Origin of the sequence: Citricoccus sp. K5, from assembly GCF_902506195.1 — a bacterium.
Classification (GTDB): Bacteria; Actinomycetota; Actinomycetes; order Actinomycetales; family Micrococcaceae; genus Citricoccus.
Map to the genome: position 1 here is coordinate 3,244,091 of NZ_LR732817.1, position 19,238 is coordinate 3,263,328.

The 19,238-nt window shown below is 68.9% G+C and carries 16 protein-coding genes; 11 read left to right on the top strand and 5 right to left on the bottom strand.

Annotated elements, in window-relative coordinates; all coding sequences use genetic code 11:
• Positions 1-5: 5 nt before the first annotated feature.
• From BOSE125_RS14640 to BOSE125_RS14670, 7 genes are all read left to right on the top strand, one after another.
• Entirely contained in the window at positions 6-869 is an 864-nt protein-coding gene (locus BOSE125_RS14640) for a MerR family transcriptional regulator (RefSeq protein ID WP_236558034.1), read from the top strand.
• 249 nt (positions 870-1,118) lie between these two features.
• A complete protein-coding gene (locus tag BOSE125_RS14645; protein WP_159553715.1) occupies positions 1,119-2,876 on the top strand; it encodes an ABC transporter ATP-binding protein in 1,758 nt (585 codons plus the stop codon).
• On the top strand, positions 2,873-5,089 hold the full coding sequence (locus tag BOSE125_RS14650) for an ABC transporter ATP-binding protein (protein WP_159553717.1): 2,217 nt from the start codon (positions 2,873-2,875) through the stop codon (positions 5,087-5,089). Before BOSE125_RS14645 ends, BOSE125_RS14650 begins: the two co-directional genes overlap by 4 nt.
• Before the next feature lie 60 nt (positions 5,090-5,149).
• The gene (locus BOSE125_RS14655; protein ID WP_159553719.1) at positions 5,150-6,013 is read left to right on the top strand and encodes a CPBP family intramembrane glutamic endopeptidase; all 864 of its coding nucleotides are present in this window, start codon (positions 5,150-5,152) and stop codon (positions 6,011-6,013) included.
• The gene (locus BOSE125_RS14660; protein ID WP_159553721.1) at positions 6,010-7,368 is read left to right on the top strand and encodes an MATE family efflux transporter; all 1,359 of its coding nucleotides are present in this window, start codon (positions 6,010-6,012) and stop codon (positions 7,366-7,368) included. Before BOSE125_RS14655 ends, BOSE125_RS14660 begins: the two co-directional genes overlap by 4 nt.
• Before the next feature lie 23 nt (positions 7,369-7,391).
• Positions 7,392-7,991, top strand: coding sequence for a hypothetical protein (locus tag BOSE125_RS14665; protein WP_236558036.1), 600 nt, complete (start codon positions 7,392-7,394; stop codon positions 7,989-7,991).
• Between the two features lie 168 nt (positions 7,992-8,159).
• A complete protein-coding gene (locus BOSE125_RS14670; RefSeq protein WP_236558037.1) occupies positions 8,160-8,666 on the top strand; it encodes a hypothetical protein in 507 nt (168 codons plus the stop codon).
• A 4-nt stretch (positions 8,667-8,670) separates the two neighbouring features.
• On the opposite strand, the gene BOSE125_RS14675 is transcribed toward BOSE125_RS14670, so the two are convergent.
• Both BOSE125_RS14675 and BOSE125_RS14680 read right to left on the bottom strand, forming a co-directional pair.
• Positions 8,671-9,630, bottom strand: a complete 960-nt coding sequence (locus BOSE125_RS14675; RefSeq protein WP_159553723.1) for a CoA ester lyase — start codon at positions 9,628-9,630, stop codon at positions 8,671-8,673.
• 158 nt (positions 9,631-9,788) lie between these two features.
• Complete coding sequence (locus BOSE125_RS14680; RefSeq protein ID WP_159553725.1) at positions 9,789-10,517, bottom strand: CGNR zinc finger domain-containing protein; 729 nt, start codon at positions 10,515-10,517, stop codon at positions 9,789-9,791.
• A gap of 309 nt (positions 10,518-10,826) precedes the next feature.
• Between BOSE125_RS14680 and BOSE125_RS14685 the strand changes: the two genes are divergently transcribed.
• Positions 10,827-12,482 (top strand): thiamine pyrophosphate-dependent enzyme, encoded by a 1,656-nt coding sequence (locus tag BOSE125_RS14685; RefSeq protein ID WP_115932349.1) that lies wholly within the window; start codon positions 10,827-10,829, stop codon positions 12,480-12,482.
• Positions 12,483-12,539: 57 nt separating this feature from the next.
• On the opposite strand, the gene BOSE125_RS14690 is transcribed toward BOSE125_RS14685, so the two are convergent.
• The 3 genes from BOSE125_RS14690 to BOSE125_RS14700 form a co-directional block, all read right to left on the bottom strand.
• On the bottom strand, positions 12,540-13,139 hold the full coding sequence (locus BOSE125_RS14690) for a DUF664 domain-containing protein (RefSeq protein WP_159553727.1): 600 nt from the start codon (positions 13,137-13,139) through the stop codon (positions 12,540-12,542).
• Positions 13,140-13,206: 67 nt separating this feature from the next.
• The gene (locus BOSE125_RS14695) at positions 13,207-14,730 is read right to left on the bottom strand and encodes an amidohydrolase family protein (protein WP_159553729.1); all 1,524 of its coding nucleotides are present in this window, start codon (positions 14,728-14,730) and stop codon (positions 13,207-13,209) included.
• Positions 14,731-14,806: 76 nt separating this feature from the next.
• Positions 14,807-16,147, bottom strand: coding sequence for a cytosine permease (locus tag BOSE125_RS14700; protein ID WP_159553731.1), 1,341 nt, complete (start codon positions 16,145-16,147; stop codon positions 14,807-14,809).
• Between the two features lie 180 nt (positions 16,148-16,327).
• Here BOSE125_RS14700 and BOSE125_RS14705 point away from each other — a divergent pair, with 180 nt between their 5' ends.
• The 3 genes from BOSE125_RS14705 to BOSE125_RS14715 all read left to right on the top strand — a co-directional run bounded on the left by BOSE125_RS14705 (position 16,328) and on the right by BOSE125_RS14715 (position 19,237).
• Positions 16,328-17,458, top strand: a complete 1,131-nt coding sequence (locus BOSE125_RS14705) for a PucR family transcriptional regulator (protein WP_159553733.1) — start codon at positions 16,328-16,330, stop codon at positions 17,456-17,458.
• A gap of 172 nt (positions 17,459-17,630) precedes the next feature.
• Positions 17,631-17,963, top strand: coding sequence for a DUF779 domain-containing protein (locus tag BOSE125_RS14710; protein WP_236558200.1), 333 nt, complete (start codon positions 17,631-17,633; stop codon positions 17,961-17,963).
• Positions 17,960-19,237 (top strand): helix-turn-helix domain-containing protein, encoded by a 1,278-nt coding sequence (locus tag BOSE125_RS14715; protein ID WP_236558038.1) that lies wholly within the window; start codon positions 17,960-17,962, stop codon positions 19,235-19,237. The genes BOSE125_RS14710 and BOSE125_RS14715 overlap by 4 nt, the downstream gene beginning before the upstream one ends.
• Position 19,238 lies beyond the last annotated feature (1 nt).

The window sequence follows — 19,238 nt, forward strand, 5'->3', positions numbered from 1 at the left end:
GAGCCATGAAGAACGAGAAGCAGCGGACGCGGCCCGGAGCCCATCCGGAGGTCGCCCTGATGACGGTGGGGGAGACCGCCTCCGTCACCGGCGTCACCGTGCGCACTCTGCACCACTATGACGAGATCGGGCTGGTCTCCCCGGCCGCCCGCTCCTCGGCGGGCTACCGGCTCTACACCCCCGCCGACCTCGAGCGCCTGCAGCAGGTGGTCGCCTACCGGCGGCTGGGACTGGGGCTGGAGGACATCGCCGCCGCGATCGAGGAGGGGCCCGTGCGCGACGGCGGCGCGCACCCGGGTGCGCGGGGCGCCCGACCCGCCGGCCGGCGTCGTGTCCTGGAACGCCAGCGCGAGCTGGTGGAGGAGAAGATCACCGAACTCACGCGGCTGCTGGCCGCGTTGGACACTGCATTGGAGAAGGACATGAAGGACATCGACCTGAACGAGACCGAGATGCGCGAGCTCTTCGGGGACTCCTACACGGAGCATTTCGAGGAGTACCAGGCCGAGGCCGAGGACCGCTGGGGCCAGACCGAGGCCTGGAAGGAGTCGCAACGCCGGACGGCGGCGTATTCGCAGGAGGACTGGGCCAGGATCAGCGCTGAGACGGAGGAGAACAACCAGCTGATCCTGGACGCGATGGACGCTGGTCTGCCGTCCGACTCTGAGCGGGCCATGGCCGCGGCCGAGGCCATGCGCGTGCACATGGACCACTGGTTCTTCCCGATCGACGGGGAGTTCCATCGGAACCTCGGGGACATGTACGTTCAGGATCCTCGGTTCATGAAGACCTATGAGGACCTGCGGCCCGGACTCGCGCAGTATCTCCGGGACGCCATCCACGCCAATGCGGACCGGATGACGCGGTAGTCTGCCGCCCGCCACCGGGATCTGCGGGCGGGTTCTCCGATCCTGCTCAGAAGGGTTCACTGTCAGCGGAGAAGCGCCCATTCCCCGCGGAAATCGGGCATGATAACGGTGGACCATTTTCGGCCCCCTGCTCCCGCAGCCCACACTCTCTCGGTCACAGCGGCATTCCTGCGCCCGGAAGTGGTCCCCATCATCAACATCCCTCCTGCCTGATCGGCAGGTGGGCGGAACGATCCGGAAGCGAACCCCATGCTGTGGAAACTCGTCCGGCATTACGGCAAGCCCTACTGGGCCCTTGTCGTGGCCGTCCTGGTGCTCCAGTTGGCCGCCACCCTGGCCACGCTGTACCTGCCCAGTCTCAACGCTGACATCATCGACAACGGCATTGCCACCGGTGACACCGAGTACATCTGGCGCGTGGGCGCCGTCATGCTGGCCGTCGCCCTGGTCCAGGTCATCACCGCCATCGCGGCGGTCTGGTTCGGCGCGCGCATGTCCATGTCGATCGGCCGGGACATCCGCCAGGCCATCTACACCCGGGTGGACCACTTCTCCGCCGAGGAGATGGGCCGCTTCGGCGCGCCCACCCTGATCACCCGCGGCACCAATGACGTGCAACAGGTGCAGATGGTCGTGCTGATGGCCCTGAATTTCATGGTGATGGTCCCGATCATGTCCATCGGCGGCATCGTGATGGCCATCCAGGAGGACCCGGGCCTGTCCTGGCTCGTGTGGGTGTCCGTCCCCGTGCTGTTGCTGATCGTGGGCCTGCTGGTGCAGCGCCTGATGCCCCTGTTCGAGCGGATGCAGACCAACATCGACGACGTCAACGGCGTGATGCGTGAGCAGATCATGGGTATCCGCGTGGTGCGGGCCTTCGTGCGGGAGCGCCACGAGACCGGACGCTTCACGGACGCCAACGCGACGCTGACCAAGACCTCCGTGAACATCGGCCGGCTGTTCATCCTGATGGGACCGCTCATCACCATGGTCCTGCACCTGGCCACCGCCGCCGTGTTGTGGTTCGGCGGACACCGCGTGGACGACGGCCTCGTGGAGGTCGGCGCCCTGACCGCGTTCATGCAGTACCTGTTGCAGATCCTCATGGCCGTCATGATGGGCACGTTCATGTTCATGATGTTCCCGCGCGCCATCATCACCGCCCGGCGCATCGGCGAGGTGCTCACCACCACCGGTTCCGTCCAGGAGCCGGAGCACTCCATCGAGCCGCAGCGCAAGGACGGCACGGTCGAGTTCCGCAACGTGACGTTCGCCTACCCGGGTGCCGAGGCGCCCATCGTGGACGGCGTCTCCTTCACCGCCGAGGCCGGACAGACCACCGCGATCATCGGCTCCACCGGCTCCGGCAAGACCACCCTGATCAACCTCGTCCCCCGGCTCTACGACTCCACCGGGGGCACCGTACTGATCGACGGCGTGCCCGTGGCGGACATGACCCGGGCCTCCCTCACCGAAGCCGTGGGGTTCGTTCCCCAGAAGCCGTTCCTGTTCTCCGGTTCCGTGGCGGACAACCTCCGCTTCGGCAAGCCGGATGCCTCCGAGTCCGATCTCTGGGCGGCCCTGGACACCGCCCAGGCCACCGAGTTCGTCCGGGACCGGACCACCGGCGAGGGTGAGAGCGCCGCGACCGGATTGGACTCGTCCATCTCGCAGGGCGGAACCAACGTCTCCGGCGGCCAGCGCCAGCGCCTGTGCATCGCCCGGGCCCTGGTGGCCAAGCCCCGCGTCTATTTGTTCGACGACTCGTTCTCCGCCCTGGACGTCACCACCGACGCCCGGCTGCGCTCGGCCCTGACCGGCTACACCGAGGGCGCCACCACGATCATGGTGGCCCAGCGCGTCTCCAGCATCACGGAGGCTGACCAGATCATCGTGCTCGAGGAAGGCCGGGTCGTCGGCCGCGGCACCCATCAGGAACTCCTCGACACCTCGGATACCTACCGGGAGATCGTGGATTCCCAGATCAGCGCGGAGGAAGTGGCATGAGCACGGGCAAGAGCAACCACAGCACCCAGTCCAGCCAGTCAGCCGGCCGTCCGGAGGATCTCTTCCCGAAGGTCCAGCGTCCCGCGTACCGGTCCACCGCCTTCCGGTCCACCGCTTCAGGTGCCGCGAAGGACGGCGGTGCCGCGGCCGGCGTCGTGTCCGAGCAGGAGATCGCCGAGTTGCAGGACAGTGTGGGCACCGGCGAGTGGGGCGAAGGCTCCGCGCCGCGCAAGGCCAAGACCTTCTGGCCGTCCCTCGGGCGGCTCTTCAGCACCCTGAAGGACCACAAGTTCGGGGTGGTGATGGTGTTCGTCTTCGGCGCCATCTCGACCATCCTGACGGTCTGGGCCCCGGCCATCCTCGGCCAGGCCATGGACGTGATCTTCGACGGCTGGTTGGGCGACGGCATCGACTTCACCACGCTCTCGCGGATGCTGGCGATCGTGCTGGGCATGTACGTGGTGGCGTCCCTGTTCGACTGGCTCCAGGGCTTCGTGCTCAACGAGATCGTGATGCGCGTGGTCTACCGGATCCGCCAGCAGATCGAGGCCAAGGTCAACCGCCTGCCCCTGAGCTACTTCGACACGCGCCAACGCGGGGACCTGCTGTCCCGGACCACCAATGACGTGGACAACGTGCAGACCGCCATGCAGCAGGCGTTCGCATCCCTGTTCTACGCGGTCATGACCATCATCGGCATCACCATCATGATGTTCGTGCTCTCCTGGCAGCTCGCGCTGATCGCGCTGATCGCCCTGCCGATCGCCGGGATCGTGGTGGGCCTCATCGGTTCGAAGTCGCAGAAGCTGTTCACCGCCCAGTGGAAGAACACCGGGCGGCTCAACGGGCACATCGAGGAGTCCTTCACCGGGCACGAGCTGGTGACCGTGTTCGGCCGCCAGGAGTCCATGCGCGAGCGCTTCGACGAGCGGAACGAGGACCTCTACGAGGCCTCCTTCCGGGCCCAGTTCTACTCCGGCATGATCATGCCGATCATGCAGTGGGTGACGTACCTGGGCTATGTGGGCATCGCCGTGGTCGGCGGCCTGCGGGTGGCCACCGGGCAGATGTCCCTGGGCCAGGTCACCGCGTTCATCCAGTACTCCCGCGAGTTCAACGCCCCGCTGGGTGAGATGGCCGGTATGGCGAACATGCTCATCTCCGGCGTGGCCTCGGCCGAGCGGATCTTCGAGCTGCTGGACGCCGATGAGCAGGAGGAGGACCTCTCCGTCCAGCGCCAGCGGACAGACGGCGGCACCCTGGATCCGGACGGCAAGCAGCCCGGCCAGCTGGCCCAGCCGGTGCACGGCCGGGTGGAGTTCGACCACGTGCAGTTCTCCTACACGCCGGAGAAACCGCTCATCACGGACCTGTCCCTGGACGCGCATCCCGGGGAGACCGTCGCCATCGTCGGCCCCACCGGGGCGGGCAAGACCACCCTGGTCAACCTCATCATGCGGTTCTACGAGATCGACGGCGGCCAGATCCGGCTCGACGGCGTGGACATCGCCACCCTGGACCGCGGGGTGCTGCGCGGCCAGATCGGCATGGTGCTGCAGGACGCCGTGCTCTTCGGCGGAACCATCCGGGAGAACATCCGCTATGGCCGGCTCGACGCCACGGACGAGGAGGTGGTGGCGGCGGCGAAGGCGACCTTCGTGGACCGCTTCGTCCACACCCTGCCGGACGGCTATGACACCGTGATCGAGGCGGAGGGAGCCAACATCTCCGCCGGTGAGCGCCAGCTCATCACGATCGCCCGCGCCTTCCTCGCCGATCCCGCGCTGCTGATCCTGGACGAGGCCACCTCCTCCGTGGACACCCGCACCGAGGTGCTCGTCCAGGAGGCCATGGCGGCCCTGCGCTCGGACCGGACGTCCTTCGTGATCGCGCACCGGCTCTCCACCATCCGCGATGCGGACGTGATCCTGGTGATGGAGCACGGGGACATCGTGGAACAGGGCTCGCACGAGCAGCTGCTCGACGCCGAGGGTGCCTACTACCGGCTGTACATGTCCCAGTTCACCCAGGGCGTGGACCTGGACGCGGAGGAGGCGGCAGTGTCCGTGGGCACCGGCGCCATTCCGGTGGTGGGGGAGGACCCCGCGACCGGTGGCGTGCCCGCGGTGAGTGGGACCGTCCCCGTGGTGGAACCGGGGCAGCACCGTCCCGAGTCCTCCGGGGGCGTGACAGGTCCCCACGCCGGCCGGTAGCCGGCTGCGCCAGCAGAAGGCCATGTTGGGGGCACCGGTCCGCGTCGATAACATGGGCGCATGACCGATGAGCCGCGGCAGGCACCGCAACACGAGCCACACCGCCCCGCCGACGGTCACGGGTCCTCACCGCAGGGCCAGCTGATCATCCCGCCGGGGTGGCCGGGCCGCCGCCCGCAGGACCGGATCGTCCTCGACCCGGGCAAGCCCACGTGGATGGATCTGGTCACGGTGCTGGCCTACCTGCTCATCTTCATCCTGGGCGCGGCCGTCCTGGTGACGCTCATCCCGGGCTTCCAGGAGCAGTTCACGGAGACGGACGGCACGCTCAACGAGGGCTCGTTCACCTTCAGCATCAATCTGATCTCGTACTCGGTCCTCACCGTCCTGGCATTGATCGCGTGCTGGAAGCCGTTCATCGCCTCGTTCCGCACCTTCAAGCAGTACGGGTGGCTCAAGATCGGGCTCATCCCGGTGATCTGGTTCGTGTGCATCATGGTCAACGCCCTCGTGGTGATGGCTGCGGGCCAGCCCATCAAGAGTGCCAACCAGCTGGCCATCGAGGAGATGACCACCCAGGTCGCGTTCCTGCCCATGCTGCTGGTGACCGTGTTCATGGCGCCGTTCGTGGAGGAGTACATCTTCCGGCACCTGATGATCGGCAAGCTCTCCCGGTGGATCAACGTGTGGGTCTGCGTGGTGATCTCGATGGTGCTGTTCGCCCTGATCCACTTCCTCAGCACCGGCTTCAACTTCGACCCCGTCCAGGTCATCCCGTACCTGACGCTCGCCGCCGCCATCACGGTGGCCTACGTCCTGACCGGCAAGTCACTGGCCTACGCCACGATCCTGCACGTGTTCAACAACCTGGTCTCCATCGTCGTGGCCTACACGCTCCTGCCCCTGCTGCCCGAGGGCATGTGACTGCAGCACCCCGGGATGCTCGCCCGATCTCCCGGCAGATCCTGACCCTCGCCGTCCCCGCGTTCGGGGCCCTGCTGGCCGAGCCGATGTTCCTGCTCGCGGACACCGCGATCATCGGCCACCTGGGCGTCGCGGAGCTGGCCGGCGTCGGGGTCGGCACCACGGTGCTGCACACCGTCACCGGGCTGATGGTCTTCCTGGCCTACTCCACGACGCCGGCCGTGTCCCGGTTCCTGGGCGCCGGCAACCTGGGGGCGGCGATGGACCGCGGACGGGACGGCGTGTGGCTGGCCCTGCTGCTCGGCGGCGTCCTGGCCGTGGCGGGCTGGCTCGCCGCCCCGGCGCTGGCCGGGCTGATCGGTGCCGACGGTGCGGTGCAGGACCATGCGGTGGCCTACCTGCAGTGGTCCATGCCGGGGATCCCCGCGATGCTCGGCGTGCTGGCCGCCACCGGCATCCTGCGGGGGCTGCTGGACACCAAGACCCCGCTGATCGTGGCCGGGGTGGGCTTCGCCGCGAACATCGGGCTGAACTTCGTGCTCGTCTACGGCGCGGGCCTCGGCGTGGCCGGCTCGGCCATGGGCACCTCATTGGTGCAGTGGGCCATGTTCGTGGTCTACCTCGCCGTGCTGTACCCGCGGTTCCGCACCGCCGGCACCCATCTGGCCCCGTCCGGTCCCGGCATGCTCGCCACCGCCCAGGTGGGCTCCTGGCTGCTGTTGCGCACCGCCACCCTCCGCGCCGCCATCCTCTTCACGGTGGTGGCGGCCACCGGCCTCGGCACGGCCACGCTTGCCGCACACCAGCTCGTCTTCACGGTCTACTCGACCATGGCCTTCGCCCTGGACGCCCTCGCCATCGCGGCTCAGGCCCTGATCGGCCGGGAGCTCGGCGCCGGCCGGAAAGAGGAGGCGCGTGCCCTGACCAGCACCATGATCAGGTGGTCGCTGTGGTTCGGGGTCATCACCGGTGCGGTCCTCGCGGTCCTCGCCTGGGTGCTCCCGCCGTTGTTCACCCCGGAGCCCGCCGTCCAGGCCGCCGCGACCGCCGGGCTCCTCGTCCTGGCCGCCTCCCAGCCGTTGAGCGGCTACGTCTTCGTCCTGGACGGCGTGCTCATCGGAGCCGGCGATGCCCGCTATCTGGCGCTGGCCGGCGTCGTGAACCTGGCGGTGTACCTGCCGGCACTCGCGGGGCTCGGGTGGCTCGCCACCGGCGCCGGAACCGGTCAGGCGCCCGATGCCGGCACCCAGCTGGCGCTGTTGTGGGCCGGTTTCGCGGGGGTCTTCATGGGGGCCCGCGCGCTCACCCTCGGGCTGCGGACCCGCTCGGATGCGTGGATGCGGACGGGCGGTTGACGGCATCCACCTAGAATGGTCGGGTGCCTGCAGCAAAAGCCCCCGCCGAGACCGCCGCGATCATGTGGAAGCCGATCCTGATCCGCGCGTTGATCGCCGCGATCTTCGGTCTGACCACCGTCTTCCTCCAGGAGCCCGGCCTGCCCGTCTTGAAGTACGGCCTGGCGGCCTACTTCGTGTTCTCCGGGTCCGGGCTGTGGGAGTACCTGCGCCGGGATCCGGTGCCGGAGAAGATGCGCGGACCGCTCTCGATCGCCGCGGCCCTCTTCATGGCCGGTGCCATCGCCCTGCTGTTCGCCGGGACTGAGTTCGTGGCGGGGATCATCGCCGCAGTCGCCCTCATCGGCTCGGGACTGGCGGAGTTCGTGGCATGGCTGCAGTACCGCACGGCCTTCGTGCCGGCCCGCGACCAGCTGTACACGGGCGCGGTGGGCATCCTGTCCGGCGTCGGACTGCTGTTGTTCCTCCACCTGGACGCGCATGGCCTGCTAGGCATCGTGGGCGGCGGCGCCATCATCATCGCGGTGCTGCTCGCCATCTCCGGCTTCGGCTTCCGGCACGACGCCGGCCCGGCCGCGCTGGCGGCCCAGAAGGACGAGGGCCCGCGCGCCCCGCGCAGCTGACCGGACGTGCTCCCCGGAGCAGTCATTAGGGGCGGTCGGCCCCGTTCTCTACAACGCGTAGAATGAGGGGTGCGTCCCGGCCCGAGGCCGACGCGCCACCACACTTTGAGCAGGTCAGGCCCGTTCTATCGAATCCGGCCCGACCACCCGCAGTACAGGAGATGGTCAGTGAGCACGCCCAGCGCCGGTCAGCAGCCCGAGACGTCCCGTCCCGGTGACGCCCGGCCGGGCCGTGCCCCGGGGCAGGCCACGGGGAAGCCGGAGACGTCGGCTGCCCAGCCTGCCGTGCCGGCGCAGCAGAAGGCCGGGTTCCTGCAGTCCATCAAGGGGCCACTGTGGTTCTCCTTCGTCCTGGCCCTGGTGGGCGGGGCGGTGGCCACGATGACCGCTTCCGGAGGCTCGGACAACCCGCTGCGTCTCGATCTCGGGTTGATCGCCTTCGGGATCTTCTTCATCGTCTCCCTCGTGGTCGTGGCGATGCTCCAGTTGGCCGCCAAGGACAACCCCAAGCACCTCTCCCAGGGCTCCGGCGTGCACCGCTCCTCCGAGGAACTGCACCGGCAGTCCGTCGCCCGGCGCAAGGCCGAGGCCCAGCGCAAGCGGGATGCGGCACGCCAGGCCGACCAGCCCGAGGGCCGTGACCAGGCCGGCACAGGCGAACCACAGGGGTCCTGAACCCTCAGTAGTGGAAGGTGTCCGAGGGCGCGGGGGCGTGATCGTCCTCGTCCTCGCGGATCCACTGCACCCCGAAAGCCTCGGCCAGTTCCAGGATCCGGTCCGCCCGGGCCTTGCGCGGCAGATCAGAACCGTTGCGGATGATCCCGCCGTCCGTGGCGAAGTCGTCCAGGAACTCGTGTGCCCAGGTGATCTCGTCCTGGGACGGGCTCAGCCCCTCGTTGACCACGGCGCACTGCTCGGGCAGCAGGCAGATCTTCCCCGTCATGCCGAACTCCGCCGTGGTGGCGGCAGCCTCGGCCAGCTTCACGCCCGTGGTGCCGACGGTCGGGCCATCGATCGGGCCAGGTAGGCCGGTGGCCTTGGCGGCGATGGTGAACTGGCTGCGCGCGTAGGCCAGCGCCAGCGGAGACTCTCCGAATCCGGTGTCCCGCCGGAAGTCGCCGATCCCGAAGGCCAGCCGGTAGGTGCCCTTCGCCGCGGCGATCGAGTTGATGCGCTGCAGCCCTCGGGCCGTCTCCACCAGTGCGACCACCGGGATGCCCGGCAACCGGGCCGCAGTCTCGTTCACGTGGTCGGTGGACTCCACCATCGCCAGCACGACGCCGGCCAGGCCCCCCTCGGGGACCGGCCCGCCCGAGGCGCGGGGCAGGGTGGCGGCCAGCGCCGCGACGTCCTGCTCCCACCACGAGGAGCCGTAGCCGTTGAGGCGCACCCAGGCCGAGTGCCCGCCGGACAGCCACTCCACGGCGTTCGCCCGCGCGGTGTCCTTGTCCTGGGGCGCCACCGCGTCCTCGATGTCCAGTACCACGATGTCCGCCGGGGAGTCCTCGGCGGCCGGGAACTTCTCAGGGTGGACGGCGTTGACCAGTAGCCAGGAGCGCGCCAGGACCGGATCGATCCTCTGGCCGGGGGTGGGGGTGAAGTGGTGCGGGATGGCAGGGATCAGGGGCGTGGAGCTCACGGTGTAATCCTCACGTGGACGGCGATCAGGGACCAGCGCCACGGGCCAGGTCGGGGGACCGGCCGGCGGCGGGCAACAACGGTCGACGTGTGCGTCGGGCCTTGACGGCACCGTCCGGGTGAGACGGGAACGGTGTCCCGGGTGGGGACGTGTCGAGCCTACTTCTTCTTCTTGCCCTTCTTGGACTTCTTCTTCCCGGGCTTGTCCTTCTTCTCCGGCGCATCCTCCAGCGAACCGTGCTCCGAGGCAATCTCGTCCGATGCGGCATCGTACTCCGCATGGTCTCCGTGGTCTGAGAGCTCACCATGGTCCGGGGACTCCGCAGCTCGCCGGGCCCGGTAGGCCTTGACGTGGGCGCGGTTGGCGCAGTTGGCCTCATCGCAGAACTGCTTGGAACGGTTGCGAGTCAGGTCCACGAAGGCGTTGGTGCAGTCCTCTCCGGAGCAGGTCCGCAGCCGTGTCAGCTCGCCGGCCAGGGCCACCTCGGCCAGCGCCAGGGCCAGAGAGGTGGAGAGGGTCTTCTCCGGGACGTCACTGTCCTGCCCGGCAGCCAGGACCGCGGGCGTGCGGGCCGTGGCCGGTTCGGGTGCGAACACGTGCACGGGCCCCGCCGAGGCCAAAAGAAGGTTGACGCCCTCGAGGGCGGCACCGATGTCCAGGGCATGGGCGTCCTGCCAGATGCCCGCGACGGCGGCGCGCAGCTTGCGGACGGAGCGCAGGGTGGCGCTGGAGGGGTCGTCGTCGAAGTTCCAGCCGGGCAGGGCTGCGGGAAGCTCGGCCGGCTGGTCGAGCCGCTCGGGGAGGAGGCGACCGCCGCGGGGACCGGGGGCCGTGTTGGCAAGCGTCGCGGCCTGGGCCAGACGACTGGTGGTGGTTGCTGAGAACATAGTGCGTTTCGTCCTTTTGAGGCTGTCCGGAATTCGGGGATGAATACTTCGGACGGTGACAGCACTGTACGTCCGCTTGGGGGTGCTGATCAGGCGACTGGCCCTGAAACGGGTAGTGGACAGGAACTCAACAGATCGCATTCAGGGAAGACCACGTGCTCGGTGCGGACGACACATCCGGCCACAGCGCGCGGTGGGGCCTTGGAGCTGGGGTACTTTGTACAAAGTTTGACCTGCGCGCCGCCCGAGGACCATCTCGGGCCGCGGAGTCGGCATGTCCGGCACCGCCCACAGTCCAAGGAGTACTGCATGAGCACTGAACAGACCACGGCCACCACGAAGTCGGCCGGACACGTCATCGTCGACACCCTCGAGGCGCACGGCGTCAAGCGGATCTATTCCATCCCGGGTGAGAGCTACCTCGATGTGCTGGACGGTCTGCACCACTCCACCATCGAGAACGTCATCTGCCGCCACGAGGGCGGTGCCGCGTACATGGCCGAGGCCGACGGCAAGATGAACTCCGTTCCGGGCATTGCCATGGTGACACGCGGTCCCGGTGCCGCCAACGCGCATGTCGGCCTGCACACCGCCTGGCAGGACTCGACCGCGATGGTCCTGTTCGTGGGCCTGATCCCGTTCGAGCACCGCGGCAAGGAGGCCTTCCAGGAGTTCGACCCGCAGATGTGGTTCGAATCCGGCGCCAAGCGCGTGATGACCCTGGACCACGCCAGCCGTGCCTCCGAGATCGTGGCCGAGGCCATGTTCGCCGCCACGTCCGGCCGTCCCGGGCCGGTGATCGTGGGCCTGCATGAGGACATCATCAAGGAGCAGATCAGCCCCGAGCTGCACCCGAACATCCCGGTGGCCACCGGCGGTATGACCGTGGAGGACTGGAAGGCCCTGAACGAGGCACTGCAGGAGTCCGACAAGCCGCTGTTCATCACCGGCGGCAACGACTGGACCACCGAGGGGGCCGAGGCCCTGACGACCTGGCTCGAGGAGCACAACATCCCCGCTGCGGCCGAATGGCGCACCGAGGGCACCGTGCCGTTCACCTCCCCGTCCTATGTGGGCCCGATCGGCTACGGCCGTCCCAAGCCGACCTATGATCTGCTCGAGGAGACCGACCTCATCGTCTTCGTGGGCACCGTCCCCGGTGACGTGGTCACGGACGGCTTCACCATCCGTCAGAACTGGGACAGGAAGAATTTCCTCGTCACCATCGACCCCTCGCTGCGCGGCCGCTCCGGTCCCGTGTCCCACCAGATCGTGGCCAAGCCGGACGTGTTCGTGCGGGACCTCGTCCGCATGGACCTGGCCGTCAAGGACTCGTGGAAGGAATGGACCTCCCGGATGCGCGGCGAGCAGGAGAAGTTCGCCGCCCTGCCGTCCGCCGAGCCGGCCGAGGGCCAGGCCCGCATGGACACGCTCATGGCCAACCTGGTGCAGTCGCTGCCCGAGGACGCCATGATCACCCTGGGTGCCGGTGAGCACACCAACTGGGCCCACCGCTACTTCCCCACCAACTCCTATGCCGCCATGGTCTCGGCCCGCAACGGCTCCATGGGCTACTCGGTGCCGTCCGCCGTGGCCGCGTCCCTGAACTACCCGGGCCGCCGCGTGGTGACCATCGCCGGTGACGGCGAGTTCCTCATGAACGGTCAGGAACTGGCCACCGCCGCCCAGTACGGCGCCACCCCGCTGGTGGTCGTGATGGACAACCAGGAGTACGGCACGATCCGCACCCACCAGGAGCGGGACTACCCCAACCGGGTCTCCGGCACGCAGCTGAAGAACCCGGACTTCGCCAAGATGGCCGAGGCCTTCGGCGGCTTCGGCGTGCGCGTGGAGCAGGACGCCGACGTCCCGGCCGCCGTCGAGGCCGCCATCAAGGCGATCGACGAGGATGGCACGTTCGCGCTCATCCACCTGATCGTGGACCAGCGGGTCAAGGCCTACTGACCCGCTGCGCTGGACCCATCACGGAGGCCGCCCCCGAGGGGGCGGCCTTCAGTGCGTTCAGCTGGCTTCCGGGTACGGCGGATCCAGGCCAACCTGCCCGTCCACGGCCTCACGGATCAGGTCCGCATGGCCGAGATGCCTGGAGTACTCCTCGATGAGGTCGAAGAGGTTCCGGCGCAGCGAGACCTCAAGATCGACCTGATCGGACAGGGCGATCCGCTGATCCAGGCCGCCCCGGTCGAGGGCTGCCTCCAGCCGGCTCTGGGCCTGCGCCACCGCGGCGTCGTAGAGCGCATACAGCTGCTCGGGGGAGTCCTGCCCGGCGGAGGTGAAATCCCAGTCCTGCACCTCGTCCCACGGAGCGGAGGCCCAGGGCTCGCCGGGGCTGGAGCCGTCGATCTCCGGCCCGGCCTTCATCACCTCGACCCCCGCCAGATGCTTGATCAGACCACCCATGGTCAGGCGTGATGCGCCGATGGTCGTGGCGAGCCCCGCCACATCCAGGCCTCCGGTCTTCCATCGGAAAGTGACGCGCAGGCGCTCCAGGGAGCCGAGCACGTGTTCGATTTCGGTGCCGGCCAGCGGCGGATCCCACGGGGGCGGCACCCACGGCTGATCGTTGGTGGTCCCGTCCGGGGAATCGTCGCTGGAGGTCATGGAGCCAGGCTAGGAACTCCCGACGTCGGCCGGTAGCCTTCAGTGCTCCGGCAGGTCTTGAGGGGAGTCAGGGAGTCAGGACCGAGTCCGCCGTGCCGGCCCAGCGGTTGATGTCCAGGGGCGCCTGGCGGCATGTCTCGTACATCGCCGAGAAGGCCGGGTGGAAGACGGCATTGAGCTCATCAGTCCGGTCCTGCCAGGCCTGGATCTCCGGCAGGTAGCCGTTGAACTCGTCGACGATCTCCTGCTCGTCCAGGGTGGTGAGGGCACCATGGTCCACCACGATCCGGCCGTCCACCATGACGTATTCGAGGGAACTGCCGTTCTCGGAGTAGACCAGCTGGTGATCCAGCTTCTGGCGTGGCGTGAAGTTCAGGGTGTTGAGGTCCCACACCAGGAGGTCGGCACGCTTGCCGACCTCGAGGGATCCGACGGTGCGGTCCAGCATGGCCGACTTTGCGCCATCGAGGGTGCCGGCCCGCAGGGTCTCGTCGACGGAGGGCCACGCCGCCGGATCGGAGTCGCCGATCTTGTGCAGCAGAGACGCCATCTTGATGACCTCGAGCAGCCGCGGGGTGTCCGAGGAGGAGCAGCCGTCCGTGCCCAGCCCCAGGTTCACCCCGGCGTCCCGGTATTTGCGCCAGGGGAGGATCCCGGAGCCGAGCTTCAGGTTGGAGATCGGGTTGTGGGAGACGGATGCGGAGTGGTTGGCCAAGATCTCGATGTCCTGGTCAGTCACCCAGATGCCATGGGCGAAGGTGGTGTTCCGGGAGAGCGCCTGGATGCTCTCGAGGTACTGCGGCAGGGTCATGCCGTAGAACTCCTGGCCGGTGATCGCCTGCGTCTTGGTCTCCAGCATGTGGATGTGGCACTCGATCCCGTGGCGGCCGGCCAGGGCCACGGCACCGGATAGGAGGTCCGGGGTGCAGCGCTGTGGCGCGGACGGGGCGAGCATGTAGTGGAGGCGTCCCTCCCCCCGGCCGTGGTAGCGCCGGATGGCCTGCTCGCTGTAGTCCAGGTACTCCCCGGCGCTGAGCAGGGACTCGTTCCGGACCGCGTGGAGCACTTCGGCCGGCAGGTGGTCTGCGGCGAAGGGGACGGTGTCCACGAAGGGCACATTGATGACGTGACCGGACACATTGGCCCGGATCCCGATCCGCTCGTAGGCATCCACCACGGCCTCGAGCTGGCCGAAGTCCTGTGAGGGGGTCTCCAGGACGTCGTCCACGATGGTCGTGACGCCGGACTTCAGGCTCTCCAGCGCGAACAGCTGGGATCGGACGCGGACGAAGTCAGGCGACCGCGGCGGAGCACCGAGCAGCGGGTAGGTGTAGAGCATCCACAATTCCAGCGGCATGTTGTCATATCGACCCTTGTACACGGTCTCCCACGAGTGGGTGTGGGCGTTGACGAAGCCGGGCGTGACGAGCCGGTCTCGGCCGTCCAGGATCTCGTCACGGGGCTCGGGCTGCAGGTCCGAGCCGATGGCCACGATGTCCTGACCCTCGATCCGCAGGTCGAGGACCTGCGGGCTGCTACTGGTGCCCTCCGCCATGGTGATGACGTGGGCGCTGCGGATGAACAGGGACATTCGGGATCGCTCCTGAGGAAGTGGGAAGTGGGAAGTGGGATGTGGGTTGGGCGCTGGGGGATGAACCCGAGGCGCCTCAGGCGTGTGAGGCGAGGTCCCGGGTCCGGCCGGTCCAGCCCAGGGCGGCGGCGCAGGCCGTGGCGACGATGATGCCCACGATGGCGGGGCTGCCCCAGGACAGCAGGTTGCAGAGTACGGCGACGGCCGCTCCGGCCAGGTAGGACGCCACGCCGGGGACCTTCAGGCGCGGCTGATCCTCCAGGTCGAGGCCTGGGTCGCGCCCCCGCCATGCGGTGAGGAAGGTGCCGATGAGGACTCCGCCCAGTGGCGGGATGACCACTCCGACGAGCACGAGGAAGCCCGTCATGGCGTCTGCCACACCGGTCAGGGCCAGGACGATGCCGATGGCCACGCCGGCGATGATGAACGGGCTCTTGGACTTGCGCTCGAACAGCTCGGCCCCGGCGACGCCGAAGGCATAGGCGGCGTTGTCATTGGTGGTCCAGAGATTGGCCACCAGGAGAAGGACGGCGGCGCCGGCCAGGCCCATGGACATCAGCAGGTTCACGAAGTCCGGCTCGCCGTAGGCGGCCGCGCCGACGCCGCCGAAGAACAGCATGCCGAACTGGACCACGATCACGGCCAGGGCGGTCAGGGTGAACACGCGGGCCGGGGTGCCGCGGTCGAAGCGGCTCCAGTTGCCGATCTGGGTGCCTCCGGAGACGAACGTGCCCACCATGAGCGTGATGGCCAGTCCGGCGCTCATCTCCCCGCTGCCCTCGACGGCCAGGAGCCCGTCCCAGCCTCCGATGTGGTCCAGGGACTGGGCCAGCACGATGCCGCAGAGGAGGAGCATCAGCGGAATGGAGATCCAGGAGATGACCTCGATTCCCTTGAAGCCCAAGTACGCCGTGGTGGCCATCAGGATGCCGCCGACGATGACGACCGGCCAGGCCACCGACCAGCCGAAGGCAGCGGAGACCAGATTGCCGAGGATGCCGACGGTGATGGCGTACCAGCCGATCTGGGTCCCGCCCAGGATGATGGACGCCCATTTGCCGCCCCAGCGGCCCAGGACCAAGCGGGAGAGCAGGACAGTGGTCAACCCGGTTCGGGAGCTCGCGACGGCCAGCAACCCGATATAGACGGCCAGGATCGCGGCGGCGGTGACGGCCAGGCCGAGGTAGGGACCGAAGGCGAAGCTCGCGGCCACGCCGCCGCCGGTCACCATGGTCGGGGTGTAGAAGAAGAATCCGGCGATGACGATGACCAGGGAGAGGGTCGGCCGGCGGGCCGACCGTGGAACGCGCGTGGCCGGATAGTCCCGGTCGACTGGTGGGGACCCGTCCGCCCGGGACGCGCCCGTTTCCTGGGCCTGCCGAACGGGCTGGGATGGGGGTGGTGCAAGCGTGGTCATGGCTGCTCCTGAGGGGCGGGTGATGGCGGAGGGGACACCGCCAGACAGTACGGAGCAGGAGGTGGCCCGGGGCGCTGCGGAAACAATCCGGGTGGAAGCCCACACGGTGTGGGGCGAAGAGTGTGCGGATCTACACGTCCCGGCAACGGGAGCGAAATATCGCGGTCCTAGGGTCGAAACATGTCCTCAGGAACCACCGGAAGCCGTTTCGAGCAGGAGGAGGCCTTCTGGCCGACCGTTCATCAGGTGCTCTCCTGGGGTGAACTGAAGCTGAGGTTGCGGGTGGGTGAGGGCCGCCTGGACCGGCCGGTGCGGGTGGCGATGACCACGGAACTGGTGGACAACACCCCGTTCCTGCGCGGCGGCGAACTGCTGTTGACCACCGGCACGGCCTGGCGGCGGACCGAGGATGCTGCCGCCTTTGTCCGCGGGGCATCCAGGACCGGTGCCGCCGCCATCGGGTTCGGGACCGGGCCCTGGAGCGAGGCTGTGCCGGATGCGCTGCTGGCCGCCGCGCGTCGGGCCTCGATGCCGGTGTTGGAGGTGCCGCGGTCCACGCCGTTCGTGGCCGTGACCGAGCGGGTGGGGACCGAGCAGGCCGAGCGGCGAGCCCACCACACGGAAAGGGCGATGGTCGGTGCGCTCATGGACCACGTCCGGCGGGGGCAGGCCGACCCGGTCGTCCTGGAGGATCATGCGCCGTTCCTGTACTCCCGCCATGACTCCGGCACCACGCTGCTGGCGGCCGTCTGTCATGCCGACGGCGGTGTGTTCCCCGAGCCGGCCCGGGGGCGGATCCTGATCGGCCACCGGGAACGCCGGGTTCTGGTGGTGGGGGAGGAGCCGGCGGTGCGCTGGTATGTCCAATCACGGGCGATTCCCCTCTACGGCTGGGGCGAGGCGGCCACGGGGCGTGACCTGCGCCGAATCCTCGGCGAGTCCTGGAGCGCCTTCGATGTGGCGCTCCAGCGCGGCCGGCCGGCCTCGACCCGGGACCTGGCCAGCATCGGCGGGCTGGTGGCCCGGCTGACCTCGGAGCAGCTGGCACCCTTCGCCGATCACGTCCTCGAGCCGATCCGGCGCTACGACGCCATCCACGGGACGGACCTGCTGACCACCGTCGAGGCCTTCGTCCGCGTGCGCGGATCCCTGGCCGAGACGAGTCGGGAGCTGTACCTGCACGTCAACACGGTGCGCAAGCGGATGGCCCGGCTGGCGGCCGTGCTGGGGTTGGACCCGCTGGACCCGGAGGGGTACCTGGTGCTTCACCTGGCCATCCATTCCGCCGGTAGTGACGTGGGCCACGACTAGGGATACCGTGGATGCACCGCCACAGCCAGGAGGTTGCGCCATGACGTCCCCGTCCACGGAATCCACCCGCACTGCAGTAGATGCCACGGATCGTTCCACCGGCACGGTCGATTTCAGCTCGGTGCTGGACGCCCGCCCTGAGATCGACGGGGAGGCCGTGTCCCGCGTCGGCATGACCCAGGCCGCACTGGACCTGATCGGCTCACTCCAGCAGGTCCACGGCCCGCTGATGTTCCACCAGTCCGGCGGCTGCTGTGATGGATCCTCGCCGATGTGCTTCCCCGCCGGTGACTTCAAGACCGGGGGAGCGGACATCCTGCTGGGGACGTTCGTCCTGCCCGAAGGTACGGAGCTGCCGTTCTGGATGAGCCGCGAGCAGTTCGACTACTGGAAGCACACCCACCTGACCCTGGACGTGGTCGACGGCCGTGGCTCGGGCTTCTCGGTGGAGGCACCAGAAGGCAAGCGCTTCCTCATCCGGTCCCGCCTGATGGACGCGCGGTGACCCTGTCCCTGTCCGGGCACTTGTCCGGTGCGGCCTATCAGCGCGTCGTCGAGCGGGCGCGGGGCGAGCTGGCGGGACCGGATCACCGCGGGATGCTCGGCCAGATCCGTGCCGAGGTCGCCGAGTCCTGGCGTCGCTCGCTGATGGTGCACGGTGGCGTCGGAAAGCCCCTGGAGCCTCGTCTGGTCACGGACTCGGACCTGCGGGAGGTGCGCCAGGGCCACCCGTTGGCCCCGGTGCTGCCCATCATCCGCCGGCTCCTCGTGGAGCCCGCCGCGGATGCCAGTCTGATCGTCGCGGTGGGGAACGCGGAGGGGCACCTGCTGTGGGTCGAGGGCGATGACCAGGCCCGCCGGCGCGCCGACGCCATGGGTTTCGTCCCGGGCGCTGATTGGTCTGAGGCCTCCATGGGCACCTCTGCCCCCGGGACGGCGCTCTACTCCGGCCGGCCCGTGCAGGTGAGCCGGGCCGAGCACTTCAATCCCGTGGTGCATCCCTGGAGCTGCTCGGCGGTTCCCCTGCGCGACCCGGCTGACGGCCGCATCGTCGGGGTGATCGACCTGACCGGTGGGGACGAGGCCATCTCCCCGCTGGCCCTGCCCCTGCTGAAGGCCGCCGCCGAGGCGGTGCATTCGGCCTGGCGGGAACACCTTCTCCCGTCGCCCGTGCCGGCCCCGGTCCACGGGAGCATCCTGCACGTCACCGGTGGCCTTCCGCCGCGGTTGGCGGGCGCGGACGGTGCGTGGCGGGAGATCCCCGGCAAGCACGCCGAGATCCTGACGCTGCTCACCTGGCATGGCGCCGGCCTGGACGGCGCAGAGCTGGAAGAACTCGTCTACGGTTACGACGCCGGCACCACCCTCCGTGCCGAGGTGCACCGGCTCCGGCGAGCCCTCGAGGCCGGTGTGCCCGGGGTGGCGCTCCGGGCTCGGCCCTATCGGTTGGAGGGCGCGCTGGCCACGGACGCCGTGCTGGCGCGGGAGGCCCTGCGCCGGGGTGAGGTGAGCGTCGCGTTGGGCCACGCCGCAGGGTCGGTGCTGCCCCGGTCCGAGGCGCCCGGCATCGTCGAGATCCGCCACCACTTGGGGCTCGCCCTGCGCGAGGCGGTGCTGGAGGACGCCGGAATCGAGGACCTGTGGACGTACCTCGCGCGCCCCGAGGCGGTCGGCGACCTCGAGTTGTGGATGACGGCCCTGAAGATGCTGCCGGCGGACTCCCCGCGCCGGGCACTGGCGGTCTCCACCGTGGAACGCCTCGAGGCCGAGGCGCGCTGAG